The 14,709-nt window shown below is 67.5% G+C and carries 13 protein-coding genes; 4 read left to right on the top strand and 9 right to left on the bottom strand.

The features are described from left to right. Nucleotides 1-18: 18 nt before the first annotated feature. A complete protein-coding gene (locus QMX96_RS13925; protein ID WP_275727664.1) occupies nt 19-1,191 on the bottom strand; it encodes a DUF1624 domain-containing protein in 1,173 nt (390 codons plus the stop codon). Between the two features lie 228 nt (nt 1,192-1,419). On the opposite strand from QMX96_RS13925, the gene QMX96_RS13920 reads away from it, so the two are divergent. Then, the gene (locus QMX96_RS13920; RefSeq protein ID WP_054915148.1) at nt 1,420-2,025 is read left to right on the top strand and encodes an SCO family protein; all 606 of its coding nucleotides are present in this window, start codon (nt 1,420-1,422) and stop codon (nt 2,023-2,025) included. After that, complete coding sequence (locus QMX96_RS13915) at nt 2,025-2,519, top strand: copper chaperone PCu(A)C (RefSeq protein WP_043861196.1); 495 nt, start codon at nt 2,025-2,027, stop codon at nt 2,517-2,519. The genes QMX96_RS13920 and QMX96_RS13915 overlap by 1 nt, the downstream gene beginning before the upstream one ends. A gap of 68 nt (nt 2,520-2,587) precedes the next feature. Here QMX96_RS13915 and QMX96_RS13910 read toward each other — a convergent pair whose 3' ends face one another. Then, nucleotides 2,588-3,010: an NUDIX hydrolase gene (locus tag QMX96_RS13910; RefSeq protein WP_104572655.1), complete on the bottom strand. Its 423-nt coding sequence runs from the start codon at nt 3,008-3,010 to the stop codon at nt 2,588-2,590. A gap of 199 nt (nt 3,011-3,209) precedes the next feature. Here QMX96_RS13910 and QMX96_RS13905 point away from each other — a divergent pair, with 199 nt between their 5' ends. Next, nucleotides 3,210-4,094 (top strand): EamA family transporter, encoded by an 885-nt coding sequence (locus QMX96_RS13905; protein WP_100633335.1) that lies wholly within the window; start codon nt 3,210-3,212, stop codon nt 4,092-4,094. A gap of 76 nt (nt 4,095-4,170) precedes the next feature. Further along, entirely contained in the window at nt 4,171-6,810 is a 2,640-nt protein-coding gene (locus QMX96_RS13900) for an excinuclease ABC subunit UvrA (RefSeq protein WP_282361923.1), read from the top strand. 6 nt (nt 6,811-6,816) lie between these two features. Here QMX96_RS13900 and QMX96_RS13895 read toward each other — a convergent pair whose 3' ends face one another. The 7 genes from QMX96_RS13895 to QMX96_RS13865 form a co-directional block, all read right to left on the bottom strand. Further along, nucleotides 6,817-8,760 (bottom strand): response regulator, encoded by a 1,944-nt coding sequence (locus QMX96_RS13895; RefSeq protein WP_282361922.1) that lies wholly within the window; start codon nt 8,758-8,760, stop codon nt 6,817-6,819. Continuing rightward, the gene (locus tag QMX96_RS13890) at nt 8,750-9,625 is read right to left on the bottom strand and encodes an ATP-binding protein (protein WP_043861201.1); all 876 of its coding nucleotides are present in this window, start codon (nt 9,623-9,625) and stop codon (nt 8,750-8,752) included. Before QMX96_RS13890 ends, QMX96_RS13895 begins: the two co-directional genes overlap by 11 nt. Continuing rightward, entirely contained in the window at nt 9,618-10,628 is a 1,011-nt protein-coding gene (locus QMX96_RS13885) for an ATP-binding protein (RefSeq protein ID WP_178083069.1), read from the bottom strand. The genes QMX96_RS13890 and QMX96_RS13885 overlap by 8 nt, the downstream gene beginning before the upstream one ends. Further along, entirely contained in the window at nt 10,619-11,023 is a 405-nt protein-coding gene (locus tag QMX96_RS13880) for an anti-sigma regulatory factor (RefSeq protein WP_043861202.1), read from the bottom strand. Before QMX96_RS13880 ends, QMX96_RS13885 begins: the two co-directional genes overlap by 10 nt. Next, a complete protein-coding gene (locus tag QMX96_RS13875) occupies nt 11,020-11,382 on the bottom strand; it encodes an STAS domain-containing protein (protein ID WP_043861203.1) in 363 nt (120 codons plus the stop codon). Before QMX96_RS13875 ends, QMX96_RS13880 begins: the two co-directional genes overlap by 4 nt. A 4-nt stretch (nt 11,383-11,386) precedes the next feature. Continuing rightward, nucleotides 11,387-12,238, bottom strand: a complete 852-nt coding sequence (locus QMX96_RS13870; protein ID WP_054915144.1) for an STAS domain-containing protein — start codon at nt 12,236-12,238, stop codon at nt 11,387-11,389. Between the two features lie 101 nt (nt 12,239-12,339). Beyond that, a complete protein-coding gene (locus QMX96_RS13865) occupies nt 12,340-14,697 on the bottom strand; it encodes a cytochrome c3 family protein (RefSeq protein ID WP_282361919.1) in 2,358 nt (785 codons plus the stop codon). Between the last annotated feature and the right edge of the window lie 12 nt (nt 14,698-14,709).

The raw sequence follows: 14,709 nt of genomic DNA, 5'->3' as shown, positions 1-14,709 counted from the left end.
AACAAAACCCCGCCAGCCTCAGAGGTACTTGAGCCAGGCAATGTCGCGACGGCGGGCCTTGAACGCGGCAAACCAGCGCACCGGCGGGAACAGCGCCACGGCCAGCAGCACGGCGGTCAGCCACACCGCCCAGATACCATCGAAGCCGAAGTAATTGCCCTGGTTCAGGCCCAGCAGTGCAACGCAGGCCAGGTACGCCACTTTCAGCACATACAGGTGCAGCAGGTAGAAGAACATCGGTGCGGCGCCGAACACCGCCAGGGTGCTGATCCACCGGCGCTGCCCGGCGCGCTCCAGGCCCAGCAGCAACAGCAGGCCAGCCCCCAGGGTCAGGGCCAGGAACAGCAGCGAGGGCGGGTACTTGGTGATGTTGAAGAAGCTCATCAGGGTGTGCGCGGTATCGGCCTGAACCGTCCATGGCGCCTCGCCGTAGCCGTTGAGCAGGCGCAGGGCGACAAAGCCGATCAGGGTTGCCAGGCCTGCCAGCAGCAGACGGCGCTGGCGCGTGGCGGCCGGCATCGAGTGGGCGAACCAGGGCCCCAGGCCGTAGCCCAGCGCGATCACCCCGACCCACGGCAGCACCGGGTACGAGGTACGCAGGCGCAGGCTGTCGGAGAACTCGAGCCAGCCGCGGTCATGCAGGATCGCCCACGGCACGTGCAGCGCAGAGCCCTGCGCAAAGTGCAGGCCGTCGAGCAGGTTGTGACCGGCCACGATCGCGGCGCCCAGCACCAGCAACAGCGGGCGCGGCAACCACACCAGGGCCGCCAGGGCGATCATGCTGATGCCGATGGCCCAGATCACCTGCAGGTAGATCACGCTGGGTGGCAGCTGGAAGGTCCAGGCGATGTTCACCAGGGTGAACTCCAGCACCACCAGAAACAGCCCGCGCTTGAACAGAAAGGCCGACACATCGCCCCGGCCCTGGTGCTTCTGGCCATACAGCCAGGCCGACAGACCGGTCAGCAGCACGAACACCGGGGCGCACAGGTGGGCCAGCGTACGGCTGACGAACAGCGCAGGTTCGGTGCTGTCGATGGCCATCGGGTCGCTCACCTGGCGGTGGAGGAAGAAGGTTTCGCGCACGTGGTCCAGCAGCATGAACAGGATCACCAGGCCCCTGAGGGCATCGATGGACAGCAGGCGTTGGCTCGGTTTGCTGGCGGCGGGGAGGGCAGTAGCGCTAGTCATTGAAAGATCGCAGGCAGAGGGGGCGAATTGAATGGTTACTGTATAACATTTCTATTCGCTCGGTAAATCTTCCTTACAATCTTGACTGCCATGCTGCGACATCAGACCGCACCCATCTGGCGCTGCGCGCTGGAACCCGTCGACCCTGCGTGACAAAATGCCGCCTCGCAAAACCCTTGCACAAGGCTCCCGCTCTCGGGGCCGGCACCTTCCCAAAAGGATGGTTACATGAACGATTTACTGACCCGGCGCACGGTGATCGCCGGGCTCGGCCTGCTCGGCCTCGGTGCCCTGGCAGGTTGCAACAACTCCGGCGCGCTGGACTTCAAATACGGCAAGGACCTGAGCAACAAGATCCTCGGCCGCACCTTCAAGCTCAAGGACCCGCAAGGCAACGTAATGACCCTGTCGAGCTTCCAGGGCTCGATGCCGATGGTGTTCTTCGGCTTCACCCAATGCCCGGCGGTGTGCCCCACCACCCTGGCCCGCGCGGTGCAGATCAAGAAGCTGATGGGTCGCGACGCCGACTTCCTGCAGGTGGTGTTCATCAGCCTGGACCCCGAGCGCGACACCCCCGAAGTGCTGGACGCCTACGTCAAGGCCTTCGATCCCTCGTTCGTGGCGCTGTCCGGTACCCTGGAAGAGACGGCCGCAGTGGCCAAGGAATTCGGCGTGTTCTACGAGAAGGTGCCGGCCGGCGACACCTATACCATTTCCCACAGCTCGACCAGCTACGTGTTCGACTCGCGTGGCGTGCTGCGCCTTGGCCTCTCGCATTCCCTCAATGCCAGGGAATGCACCGAAGACCTGCTTACCGTAATGGAGGTTTGTTAATGCGTTCTCCCGTGAAACACGCGCTTGGCGCGATGGCGTTGCTGTCCCTGTTCGGTGCGGCGCTGCCCGCCGTTGCCCAGACCACCGTGGGCGAGCCCTGGGTGCGCGCCAGCGTGCCGCAGCAGCAGTCGACCGGTGCGTTCATGACCCTCACTGCCAGCACCGACAGCAAGCTGGTGGGTGTCGAGTCGCCGGTGGCCAAGACCGTGCAGGTGCACCAGATGCAGATGCACAACGACGTGATGAGCATGAGTGAAGTCAAGGCGCTGGACCTGCCCGCCGGCAAGCCGGTGGTGCTCGACACCAATGGCTACCACGTGATGCTGATGGGCCTGGTCAAGCAGGTGAAGGAAGGCGACACGGTGCCGTTGACCCTGATCGTCGAAGACGCCAAGGGCCAGAAGGAGTCGATCAAGGTCGACGCCCCGGTGCGTTCGCTGACCGCCACCGACGGTCACGGCGAGCACTCGATGCACGACCACAGCCACATGTAAGTACCCGCCGCGCCGGCCCTTGCGCCGGCGCAATCCGTTCCTGCCGGGTGGTTCGCCACCCAACGGGTTCAACTGGCCTGCGCCAGATAGTCCCGCAGCCGATCCTGCAGATACCACACACCTTCAGCGTGTTTCAGGTAATCGCTGATCGGCATCATCTGCCAGTACTGGCCTTCGTCGCCAAATTCGATGGCATCGATTTCCCCCTGCGTGATGTGCCCCACCAAAAACCAGGACTCCCAGCCAGGTCTGGCCAGGCTGGGGTAGTTGCGGCGCCATTCGATGCGTTCGGGGGGCAGGCGCAGGGCGAACTCTTCGTCCAGCTCGCGCAGCGCGCATTCCACCGGGGTCTCATCACCTTCGCGCCCCCCGCCGGCAAAGTCCCAGCAGCCGGGGAAGGGGATGGTGCTTTTCACGTCGCGCCTGTAGGTGAGCAGGTGGTCGTGGAACAGCAGGGCGAGTTTGGCACCGCAGAAGGGTTTGAGGGGCATGGATACTGGCCTCTGGCAGGACGGGGCGTTAGGCACCGGGCCGATATTTATACGACGGTTCTGCAGGTTGCGCGGCGTTTTTTGTGGTGTGGGCTGCCGGGCAGCTGCTGGTCACACAGGCATGCGCCGCCGACGGGTGTAACTGAACCCGGGAATAAGGATATGCTGTTTCGAAATATTACAAATTGGTGAGGGCAGAATGCCGTTAAAGGACCTGTTGCTGGCGCTGGTGGTGATCGTCGCCTGGGGCCTGAATTTCGTGGTGATCAAGGTCGGCCTCGACGGCCTGCCGCCCATGCTGCTGGGTGGCCTGCGCTTCGTGCTGGTGCTGTTTCCGGCGATCTTCTTCATCAAGCGCCCGCAACTGCCGTGGCGCTGGTTGCTGGCCTACGGCACCACCATCTCGCTGGGCCAGTTCGCCTTTCTGTTCGAGGCCATGGGCAACGGCATGCCGCCGGGCCTGGCGTCGCTGGTGCTGCAGTCGCAGGCCTTCTTCACGCTGTTCTTTGCCGCGATGTTTCTCGGTGAGCGGCTGCGCGCCGCCAGCCTGCTGGGGCTGCTGGTGGCCGCCGGGGGCCTGGCGCTGATCGGCAGCGAGAACGGCAGCCACGTGCCATTTTTGGCGCTGTTACTGACCCTGTGCGCCGCCGCATGCTGGGCCATGGGCAACATCATCACGCGCCGCTTCGGCAACATCGACCTGGTGGCGCTGGTGATCTGGGGCGCGCTGATCCCGCCGTTGCCATTCTTCGCCCTGTCGTGGTGGCTCGAAGGGCCGGCGCTGATCGAAAGCTCGCTGCGCGGCATCGGCCTGAACTCGATCCTGGCCCTGGCGTACCTGGCCTTCATCGCCACCATGCTCGGCTACAGCCTGTGGAGCGGCCTGCTGTCGCGCTACCCGGCGGGCAAGGTCGCACCGTTTTCGCTGCTGGTGCCAGTGGTGGGGCTGAGCTCCTCGGCGTTGCTGCTGGGTGAGCGCCTGAGTACCCTGCAATGCTGGGGTGGGGTGCTGGTGATGGTGGGGTTGCTGATCAACGTGTTCGGCTCGCGCCTGCGTCAACGTCTGCGGGCCGCGCTGAGCTGAGGCCCCAGGGCGGCGGTGGAACGATCCGCCGCGCACGCCGCTCCAATTCCAGACCCTCGCCGACCAAGGTCCGACCATGAATTCACCTCGATCCACCACGCCCCATGCCGGCCCGGCCGGCATGGTCAAGGTGCGCGGCGCGCGCGAACACAACCTGAAGAACGTGGATGTGGACATCCCCCGCGATGCGCTGGTGGTGTTCACCGGCGTGTCCGGCTCGGGCAAGTCGTCGCTGGCGTTCTCGACCCTGTATGCCGAGGCCCAGCGCCGCTATTTCGAGTCGGTGGCGCCCTATGCGCGACGCCTGATCGACCAGGTCGGGGTGCCGGATGTGGACGCCATCGAAGGCCTGCCGCCGGCGGTGGCCCTGCAACAGCAGCGCGGCACCCCCAGCGCGCGCTCCTCGGTGGGCAGCGTGACCACGCTGTCGAGCCTGATTCGCATGCTCTATTCGCGTGCCGGCAGTTACCCGGACGGCCAGCCGATGCTGTATGCCGAGGACTTCTCGCCCAATACGCCCCAGGGCGCATGCCCCGAGTGCCACGGCCTGGGCCGGGTCTACGAGGTGGACGAGGCCTCGATGGTGCCCGACCCGTCGCTGACCATCCGCGAGCGTGCGGTGGCCTCGTGGCCGCTGGCGTGGCAGGGCCAGAACCAGCGCGACATCCTCGTGACCCTGGGCTATGACGTCGACATTCCGTGGCGCGACCTGCCCCAGCAGCAGCGCGACTGGATCCTGTTCACCGAAGAGACCCCCACCGTGCCGGTGTATGCCGGCATGACCCCGGCCCAGACCCGCGACGCCCTCAAGCGCAAGCTCGAACCCAGCTATCAGGGCACCTTCAGCGGCGCGCGGCGCTATGTGCTGCACACCTTCACCCATTCGCAGAGCGCGCTGATGCGCAAGCGCGTCAGCCAGTTCATGCGGGCCAGCGCCTGCCCGTTGTGCGCGGGCAAGCGGCTCAAGCGCGAGGCCCTGACCGTGACCTTCGCCGGGCTGGACATTGCCGAGCTGGCGCAGTTGCCCTTGCTGCAGCTGGCCGAGGTGCTCAAGCCGGTGGCCAGCGCCACCTATGTCGAGCATGGCGACGAGCAGGGTGCGGTGCTGACCCACGCGCAAACCCGTGACGCCCGCCAGCAGCGCGCGGCCAGGGGCGACAACGCCCATGCCGGCGGCCCGGACGTGCGCCACACACCCAACCTCTCGCTGGAAAAACGCCTGGCCGCGCAGCGCATCGCCCAGGACCTGCTCGAACGGGTGGCCACCCTGATCGACCTGGGCCTGGGTTACCTGGCCCTGGAGCGCAGCACGCCGACCCTGTCGTCGGGCGAGCTGCAGCGCCTGCGCCTGGCCACCCAGCTCAACTCGCAGCTGTTCGGCGTGATCTATGTACTGGACGAACCCTCGGCCGGCCTGCACCCGGCCGATGGCGAGGCGCTGCACGAGGCCCTGCTGCGCCTCAAGGCCGCGGGCAATTCGGTGTTCGTGGTCGAGCACGACCTGGACACCATGCGCCGCGCCGACTGGCTGGTGGACGTGGGCCCGGCGGCGGGCGAGCAGGGCGGCCAGGTGCTGTACAGCGGGCCCCCGGCCGGGTTGGCCGAGGTCGAGGCCTCGCAGACCCGCAACTACCTGTTCGGCGCCCAGGCCGCCGTGCCGCGCACCCCGCGTGAACCCGGCGGCTGGCTGCGCCTGGAGGGCGTGACGCGCAACAACCTGCACAACCTCGATGCGGCCTTCCCCCTTGGGTGCTTCACGGCCGTCACCGGGATTTCCGGCTCGGGCAAGTCCAGCCTGGTCAGCCAGGCGCTGCTGGAGCTGGTGGGCGCGCACCTGGGCCAGGCCACTGCGCCCAGCGAGCCCCAGGAGCAGAGCCTGGAGGATGACGTGGCGCAGGCCAGCGGCGGCCAGGTCACGGCGGGCCTGGAGCACATCCGCCGGCTGGTGCAGGTGGACCAGAAGCCCATCGGCCGTACCCCGCGCTCGAACCTTGCGACCTACACCGGCCTGTTCGACCACGTGCGCAAACTGTTCGCCGCCACCGATGCGGCCCGCGAGCAGGGCTTCGACGCCGGGCGCTTCTCGTTCAACGTGGCCAAGGGCCGTTGCGACACCTGCGAAGGCGAAGGCTTTGTCACCGTCGAGCTGCTGTTCATGCCCAGCGTCTACGCACCGTGCCCCACCTGCCATGGCGCCCGCTACAACCCGCAGACCCTGGCGGTCACCTGGCAGGGCCTGAATATCGCCCAGGTGCTGCAACTGACGGTGACCCAGGCGCTGGCGGTGTTCGAGCAGCAGCCGGCGGTGCAGCGTGCCCTGGCGGTGCTGCACGAAATCGGGCTGGGCTACCTGCGCCTGGGCCAGCCGGCCACCGAGCTGTCGGGCGGTGAGGCGCAGCGCATCAAGCTGGCCACCGAACTGCAGCGCATGGCCCGCGGGGCCACCCTGTATGTGCTCGACGAACCCACCAACGGCCTGCATCCGCAGGATATCGACCGGCTGATGCTGCAGCTGGGGCGCCTGGTGGATGCCGGGCATACGGTGATCGTGGTGGAGCACGACATGCGCGTGGTGGCCCAGAGCGACTGGGTGATCGACATCGGCCCGGGGGCGGGGGACCAGGGCGGAACGCTGGTGGCCTGCGGCACGCCGCAGCAGGTGGCGGCCAGTGCCCACAGCCGTACCGCGCCGTTTCTGGCCCGGGCCCTGGGCTGAGGCGGCTCAGGCGTCGAGGCTGCGCCGAACCTTGTCCAGCAGTTCGTGGATCTGGAACGGCTTGGTGACGATGTCCATGCGCTCACCGAGAAAATGCTGCCGGTCGATGGCGTTCTCGGCGTAGCCGGTCATGAACAGCACCGGCAGGCTCGGGCGCAGCATGCGCGCGACATTGGCCAGCTCGCGCCCGTTCATGTGCGGCAGGCCCACGTCGCTGAGCAGCAGGGCGATGCTCGGGTCGGCATGCAGTTTCTGCAGGGCGCTTTCGACGTCCGGCGCCGGGGTGCAGCGGTAACCGGCATCGGTCAGCACCTCGCAGACGAAACTGCGCACCACCGACATGTCCTCGACCACCAGCACATGCTCGCCGGCGGTACTGATCACGGTGTCGGGTGTGGGTTCGGTGATGCTCAACAGCGGGCTCTGGCTGGCCGGCAGCAGCAGCGTCACTTCGGTACCGCGCCCGCCGGTGCTGCGGATCTGCACGTCGCCGGCCGACTGGCGGGCGAAGCCGTAGATGGTCGACAGCCCCAGCCCGGTGCCCTGGCCGATGGGCTTGGTGGTGAAGAACGGGTCGAAGACCTTGCCGATCACCTCGGGGGCGATGCCGCTGCCGTCGTCGCGCACCGACAATGCCACGTAGGCGCCATCGGCCAGCTTGAGGTCGTCCTGGGTGTGCGCCGCGTAGGTGCTGATCCAGATGTTGCCACCCTGGGGCAGCGCGTCGCGCGCGTTGATCACCAGGTTGAGCACGGCGTTCTCCAGCTGGATCGGGTCTACCAGGGCCACGCTGAGGTGCTCGCTCAGGTTCAGGTGCAGGCTGATGTGTTCGCCGATGGTGCGTCGCAGCAGTTCCTCCAGCGAGCGGATGTGCTGGTTGATGTCGGCCGGGCGGGGGTCCAGCGGTTGCTGGCGGGCAAAGGCGAGCAGGCGGTGGGTCAGGGTGGCGGCCCCCATGGCGGCGCCCAGTGCAGCGTCGGCGTAGGACTGCACCTTGTCGACGCGGCCCTGCTCGATGCGTTTCTTGATCAGCTCCAGGCTGGTGATGATGCCGGTGAGCATGTTGTTGAAGTCATGGGCGATGCCGCCGGTAAGCTTGCCCAGTGCGTCCATCTTCTGCACCTGCAGCAACTGCGCCTCTGTACGGGCGCGCTCGGCCACTTCCTGGGCCAGCAGGGTGGTCGCGCTGTCCAGTTCGGCGCGCTGGGTGCGCTCGCGGTGGCGCTGTTCGGTCACGTCCTCGACGAAGATCAGGCTCGACTCGCCGCTGCGGTAGGGCGACACCTGCCACTGGGTCTCGCGCAGCAGGCCGTTGACGCGCATGTGCAGCAGGCCCTTCCAGCGGTCCCGGGTGCCGAGCCTGCGCAGCAGTTCGTCGATCACCGGCTGCTGGTCGTCGGCAAAGCACTCGACCAGGGTGTCGGGGCTCAGGTTGTCCTGGATCAGCTGGGCGAACGCCTGGTTGCATTCGTGCACCTTGAGCCCGGTGCCCAGCAGCGCGATGGGCGCGGCGGTGCTGACGAAGATCTCGCGAAAGCGCGCCTCGCTCTCGCGCAGCGCCTGCTCGGTGTCGCGTACCCGCAGCAGCGTGCGCAGGGTGGCCAGCAACACCTCGGGGTCGACCGGGTGGATCAGGTAGGCGTCGGCCCCGGCGTCCAGCCCGGTGATGATGTCGCCGGTACCGATGGCGGCCGCCGATACGTGGATCACCGGCAGCAACGCGGTGGCCGGGGTGGCGCGCAGGATGCGCACGATATCGAAGCCGCTCATGTCCGGCAGGTGTACATCCAGGATCAGCGCGTCGTAGGTCTGGCTGGCAATCAGCTCCAGGCCCTCGCCACCGGTGCCGGCCTCGTCGATGCGGTAGCCATGGCATTCCAGGCGCCGGCGCAGGGCATAGCGGGTGACGATGTTGTCGTCGACGATCAGCAGGCGGATGTCAGGCTTCATCACCAGGCTCCTGGGCCAGCGCCAAGGGGATCACTACGTAGAAGGTCGAACCGACCCCGGGTGTACTCTCGACCCCGACCCGGCCACCCAGCAGCGCCGCGAAGCGCTTGCACAGCGACAGGCCCAGGCCGGTGCCACGCAGGCGCTTCTGCAGCGGCGAGTCGATCTGTGCGAAGTCCTCGAACAGCGTGTCGTGCAGCTCGCCCGGGATGCCGATGCCGGTGTCGTGCACCGCAAAGCGGATCTGGCCGTCGTCTTCCAGTTGCGACGATACCCGCACTTCGCCACGGGCGGTGAATTTCAGCGCGTTGGAAATGAAGTTGCGCAGGATCTGCGCCAGCTTCTTGTCGTCGCTGTACAGGCGCGGCAGGCCCTGGGGCTCTTCGAAGATCAGGTCGACCGCCGAGGCATCGACGATCGGCCGGAACATGCCGCGCAGGGCCGCGAACAGGTCGAGCATGTCGAACCAGGCCGGCGAGATGGTGATGCGCCCGGCCTCGATCTTGGCCAGGTCGAGCAGGTCGTCGACCATGTCGCTCAGTTCGCGCGCCGAATTGCTGACGAAGGTCACCTGCTTGTGCTGCTCGGGGCTCAGCGGGCCGTCCAGCTCGTCGCTGAGCAGGCGGGCGATGCTCAGGATCGAACCCAGCGGCGTGCGAAACTCGTGGCTCATGTACGACAGGAAGCGGCTCTTGAGGTCCGAGGCCTGGCGCAGTTGCTCGGCCTGGATATCCAGCTCGGCATACAGGGCCAGCACGCCCTGGTTGGTTTCTTCGAGTTCGGCGCGCAGGGCGTCGCCCTCTTCACGCAGCCGCGCGATCAGCGCCTGCGCCTCGGTGTCGGCAAGGGTAGGGGAATCAGCCACTTAGGGTCTCCAGGGCAACAACCAGCACGGTGACATCATCGCGGCCTCGGCAGAAGTCGCGATGCAGCACGGCGGCGATCAGTGCCGGGTGCTGATGCATGAGGCCAGGATACTGCTGCAGGTCCCAGCGCGATTGCAGCCCGTCGCTGTAGAGCACCAGCAGGTTGGCATGCACATCAGCATAGTCAAAGGGGCGCACGCGACGGAATTGCCCGCCGACGATACCCGGGTGCGAGGCCAGGCCACGACTGCTACCGGGTGCGAGCAGGTGCGCGCCGATGTTGCCGACGCCGCTGAAACGCAGCGCGCCGTTGTCGTACTGGGCGAAGGCCGCGGCGCCGCCACGGGTGCCCTGCATGTTGACGTGCATCGCCTCGAGCACCTGCGCGGGGTCGGCGAACGGGGCCTGGGCAAAGGCCTGGGTGCCGGCGTGGGCGGCCCGTTCGGCGAGCTCGCCGTGGCCCAGCCCGTCGACCACCAGGGCACTGATGCGCTGGCCGTCGTAGGCCAGGTACCAGGCATCGCCACAGGCCGGGTCGTGATGCAGGCTGTGCTGGCTGGCGCCCCAGCGCAGGTCGCAGGCCGCGCTGCTGCGTGGGTACAGGCGCGCCAGCACGGCGGCGCCACGGCTGTCGGCGTACACATCGAACACATCGGCCAGGCGCTTGATCGCGCCCAGGCCGATGCCCTGGGTACCGCCGGTGGAGAACCCGTCGGCCAGGCAGTGGTGCAGGTCGAAGCCTGCACCACGGTCGATGGCGATCAGTTCCAGCCCGCTGTAGCCGCTGTTGGGCAGCACCCGCAGGTGCAGTTCACCGCGCCCGGCATGCTTGAGCAGGTTGCTCGCAAGCTCGGTGGCCAGCAGCGCGGCGCGCCCGGCGTCGGTGGCATCGAAACCCTGCTGTTCGGCCAGGCGTTGCACGCAGCGCCGGGCATGACCGACCTGGCTCTCGTCTTCTATCGGCAGCACCTGGGTCAGGCTGCCCAGGATACTCAGGCCCATCGCAGAATCGTCACGCGCGTGCCGGCCCCGGGGGCGGTATCCAGTTCGAACTCGTCCACCAGGCGCTTGGCCCCGGTCAGGCCCAGGCCCAGGCCGCCGCCGCTGGTCCAGCCATCGGTCATGGCCAGCTTGATGTCGGGGATGCCCGGCCCTTCGTCGCGAAAGGTCAGGCGCAGGCCCTTGCGATGGTCCTTCTCGACCACCTGCCAGTCCATGTGGCCACCGCCGCCATACACCACGGCGTTGCGGGCCAGCTCGCTGACCGCCGTGACCAGCTTGGTCAGGTTGATCAGGCTCATGCCGCAGCCCTGGGCCAGGGTGCGCGCCAGTTGCCGTGCACGTACCACATCCTGCTCCAGCAGGATGGGCTGGGTGCCGCTTTGCTCGGCGCTCATTGCGGTGCAGCCGAGTTGTTGAGCAGGCGCATGCCGCGCTCGGCGTTGAGCGCGGTACGCACGCCGGGCAGGGTCAGGCCCAGTTCGACCAGGGTGATCGCCACGGCCGGCTGCATGCCCACCAGCACGGTCTGCGTGTCCATGATGCGCGACACCCCGGAGATGGTGCCGATCATGCGGCCGATGAAGGAGTCGACCATGTCCAGCGCCGAGATGTCGATCAGCACGCCTTTGGCCGAGGTCGCGCTGATGCGCTCGGACAGGTCGTCCTGCAGGGTCATGGCCAGCTGGTCATGCATGTCGACCTGGATGGTCACCAGCAGGAATTCGCCGATTTGCAGAATCGGGATGCGCTCCATGGCTTCAGCCCGCCTTGGCGACGGACAGGCCCAGGCGATGCAGGGCCAGCTTCAGGGCGTCGGCCAGGTTGGCCTTGGTCACCACGCCCTGCAGGTCCAGGCCCAGGTGCACGATGGTCTGGGCGATCTGCGGGCGTACACCGCTGATGATGCAGTCGGCGCCCATCAGGCGGATGGCGGTCACGGTCTTGAGCAGGTGCTGGGCCACCAGGGTATCGACGGTGGGCACACCGGTGATGTCGATGATGGCGATTTCAGAGCCGGTGTCGACGATGCGCTGCAGCAGCGATTCCATCACCACCTGGGTGCGTTGCGAGTCCAGGGTGCCGATCATCGGCAGTGCCAGTACGCCGTCCCACAGCTTGACCACCGGGGTGGACAGCTCCAGCAGTTCTTCCTGCTGGCGCTTGATCACCGCCTCGCGGGATTTCTGGAAGGTGCGGATGGTGTGCAGGCCCAGGGCATCGAGCAGTTCGGACACCTGCAGCAGCTGGTTGGCCAGTTGCGCCGGCTGCTCGCTGTATTCGCGCTGCAGCAGGGCGAACAGCGGGCCCTTGAGGGAGAAGATGAAGGTGGCGGTCTGCTGCGAGTCCTGGCCGAGCAGGGCGCGGCTATGGGAGAGCTTTTCCAGGAACAGGCGCACTTCGTCCCAGGCACCGGCGTTGAGGTTGCTGGCATCGCCGTTCTGCAGGCCGGCGTGCAGCAGGTCGAGAAACTCTTCGGTCTGGCGCTTGAGGTCGTCGGCCTTGAGGTTGCGCGTGGCACCCGATGCGTCCAGCCCGGCCAGCCATTCGGCTACCAGGGAGGCCTGGTGGGTGCGGATGGCGGTGAGGGTGACAGGTTGCAGTGCAGCCATTTGGACAAGCTCCTGAGCAGGGTAGGTAAGGCACATGCGCATCTGAGTGTGCAGGCCTGATTCTAGTTCGATACTGCCTTCATCAAATTTTTTGCAGGCCCTCAGCTCCCGCTGGCGGGGCGCGGTTGCAGCATCGGGTCGTAGGGGTTGAGCTGGCGCAGCGACTCGAGCAGGGCATTGGCTGTGTCCACCTGCCGGGCCTGTTGCAGATAATGCATCAAGGCCAGCCGAACATCACGGTTAAACGGTTGTTGTTGCAGGCTGCTCCACAGTTGTTGCATTGCCGGCTCGCGCTGCCCCTGATCGTGCAGGGCCACCGCCAGCACATACCCGTAGCCGGCGTTCTGCGGGGCCAGCTGCACGGCCTTGCGCAGCGCCACCAGCGCTTGGTCGCGACGGCCCTGGCGAATCAGGGCCAGGCCGTGGGCCTGCTGCAGCAGCGCCGAGTCGGGGTGCTGGCGCAGGCTGTCTTCCAGCAGCGTGCGTGCTTCGTCCTGGCGGCCATGGCTGTCCAGCCACTGCACCAGGGCCACACGGGCCGGCAGGAAGTCGGCGTCGCGCAGCACCGCGCTGCGCAGGTACGGCTCGACCGCATCGGTGCGTCCGTTGGCCTGGTACAGCAGGGCCAGGTTGAGGTTGGCTTCGGCGCGTTCGAGCAGGCTCAGATGCACGCTTTCGTATTCGCCCAGCGCCTGCTCGAACGCCGCCTGCGCCGCGCCCAGCCCGGCTGCCCGTGCCGGCAGCAGGGCGTAGGCGGCCGCGATGCGCACGGCCAGCACCGGGTCACGCAGCAAGGGGGCCAGCGGCATGCTCCGCTGTTGCGGGGGCAGCAGCGCGGCCAGGGCTTCCACCGCCGCGGCGCGTACCTGCGGTGCGCTGTCGCCCAGGGCGCTGCGCGCCGCCTGCAGGGCACGTTCGCTCGGGTAGTTGGGCAGTTCGGCAAGCAGGGTGGCGCGGCGGATCGCCGGCAGTTCGCGGTTGGCCAGTTGCGTCAGCAGCGCCTGGGCGGCACCGGGTTTGCCGCTGCGCAGCAGGTCCAGGCTGGCGGCGTAGGCCGGTGTGTCGGAGGGCCGGTCGGCGTACCACAGCGCGAACTGCTCGCTGACGCGCTGCCCGGCACTGCCCTTGTGACACCCCAGGCAGGCATCCGGCGTGCCCAGCGCCAGTGCCTGGGCCGGTGCCGGAATGCTGAAGCCGTGGTCGTGGCGATAGTCGTTGACCATGTAGAACTTGCCGGGCATGTGGCAGCTGACGCACTGCGCCGCGGGGCTGCCGGGGGCATGGTGATGGTGCTCGGTGGCGGTATAGTCGCGGGCCTTGAGCCCGGCGCCGTCGACCCCGGCCACGCCGGTCTTGCCCGCAGGGTTGTGGCACTGCAGGCACACCCCGTCGCCCGGTGCCTTGAGCTGGGTGCTGTGGGGCTCGTGGCAATTGCTGCAGCGCACGCCCTTGGCGAACATCTTGCTCTGGGTGAAGGCGCCGTACTCGAACACCTCGTCCTTGATCTTGCCGTCCAGCTCATACAGCTCGCGGGTTAGGCGGCTGGGCAGGTAGTCGTCCATCAGGCGGCGCTCGTTGTGAAAGCCATCGCCCAGCGGCGCGCGGCGCGCATGGCAGCGGGCACAGGTTTCGACTTCGGCCAGGTTGCCACCCTCCACCAGGCTCTGCTGGAAGCCGGCATGGGCAACCTGCCTGGCCGGCTTTTGCGCCGCCCACGCCAGGTGCCCGGAGGCCGGGCCGTGGCACGCCTGGCACCCCACGCCCAGGCTGTTCCAGTGGCTGTCGAAGGTGGCGCTGGCAGCGTTGAAATTGCGCTTGAAGCCGGTGGTATGGCACTCCACGCACATGAAGTTGGCATTCTGCTGCGGCTTGCTCCAGTGCAGCGGGTTCTTGAAGTCCACGCCCTGGCCGGGGTACAGGTGAAACCACTGCTGCTGGCGCGTATCCCAGGCCACCCCGAGCGCCTGCAGGTGCCCGCCGCCGGTATCGATCAGGTACTGCTGCAGGGGCTCGATGCCGAAGGCATAGGCCACCTCGAAATCCTGGGGCCGGCCGTCGGCGCCTGGGGTGTTGACCCAGAAGCGGTCGCCCTGGCGAAAGAAGCGCGTGGTCTCGCGGTCGCTCTTGAACTGCACTTCGGCGAAATTGCCCAGCACGGTCTGGGCGGTGGCCGGCTGCATCGCCAACTGGTGATGGGAACCTTGCCACTGGCGAACCTGTTCGCCATGGCAACCCTGGCAGGTGGCTTCGTCGACCAGCGCCGGGGCGGGGCTGCTTGGCGCTGGCGGGGCTGGTGGCGTGCTCTGCGCGGCCACCGGCAGGCGTGCCGGGGCACGGTCGAGGGCGAACCAGGTGCCCAGCAGGGCCAGCAGGACCGCCCCGGCCAGCACCGGCCAGAGCAGGCTGGTGCCGCGCACGGGGGGCTGTTGGGGCGGCGTAACGGCGCGCTTTTTCGACATGCAGACGTCCAT

The organism is Pseudomonas sp. PS01300 (genome assembly GCF_029960155.1).
Taxonomy (GTDB): Bacteria; Pseudomonadota; Gammaproteobacteria; order Pseudomonadales; family Pseudomonadaceae; genus Aquipseudomonas; species Aquipseudomonas palmensis.
The sequence above is the reverse complement of the archived record's forward strand: the minus strand, read 5'-3'. Positions and strand labels throughout refer to the sequence as shown.

What these genes read in the sequence shown, in the direction of transcription:
- QMX96_RS13925 (WP_275727664.1), bottom strand. Translation starts at nt 1,191, where the DNA reads ATGACTAGCGCTACTGCCCTCCCCGCCGCCAGCAAACCGAGCCAACGC.
- QMX96_RS13920 (WP_054915148.1), top strand. Translation starts at nt 1,420, where the DNA reads ATGAACGATTTACTGACCCGGCGCACGGTGATCGCCGGGCTCGGCCTG.
- QMX96_RS13885 (WP_178083069.1), bottom strand. Translation starts at nt 10,628, where the DNA reads ATGGGCCTGAGTATCCTGGGCAGCCTGACCCAGGTGCTGCCGATAGAA.
- QMX96_RS13895 (WP_282361922.1), bottom strand. Translation starts at nt 8,760, where the DNA reads ATGAAGCCTGACATCCGCCTGCTGATCGTCGACGACAACATCGTCACC.
- QMX96_RS13875 (WP_043861203.1), bottom strand. Translation starts at nt 11,382, where the DNA reads ATGGAGCGCATCCCGATTCTGCAAATCGGCGAATTCCTGCTGGTGACC.
- QMX96_RS13905 (WP_100633335.1), top strand. Translation starts at nt 3,210, where the DNA reads ATGCCGTTAAAGGACCTGTTGCTGGCGCTGGTGGTGATCGTCGCCTGG.
- QMX96_RS13915 (WP_043861196.1), top strand. Translation starts at nt 2,025, where the DNA reads ATGCGTTCTCCCGTGAAACACGCGCTTGGCGCGATGGCGTTGCTGTCC.
- QMX96_RS13865 (WP_282361919.1), bottom strand. Translation starts at nt 14,697, where the DNA reads ATGTCGAAAAAGCGCGCCGTTACGCCGCCCCAACAGCCCCCCGTGCGC.
- QMX96_RS13870 (WP_054915144.1), bottom strand. Translation starts at nt 12,238, where the DNA reads ATGGCTGCACTGCAACCTGTCACCCTCACCGCCATCCGCACCCACCAG.
- QMX96_RS13900 (WP_282361923.1), top strand. Translation starts at nt 4,171, where the DNA reads ATGAATTCACCTCGATCCACCACGCCCCATGCCGGCCCGGCCGGCATG.
- QMX96_RS13880 (WP_043861202.1), bottom strand. Translation starts at nt 11,023, where the DNA reads ATGAGCGCCGAGCAAAGCGGCACCCAGCCCATCCTGCTGGAGCAGGAT.
- QMX96_RS13910 (WP_104572655.1), bottom strand. Translation starts at nt 3,010, where the DNA reads ATGCCCCTCAAACCCTTCTGCGGTGCCAAACTCGCCCTGCTGTTCCAC.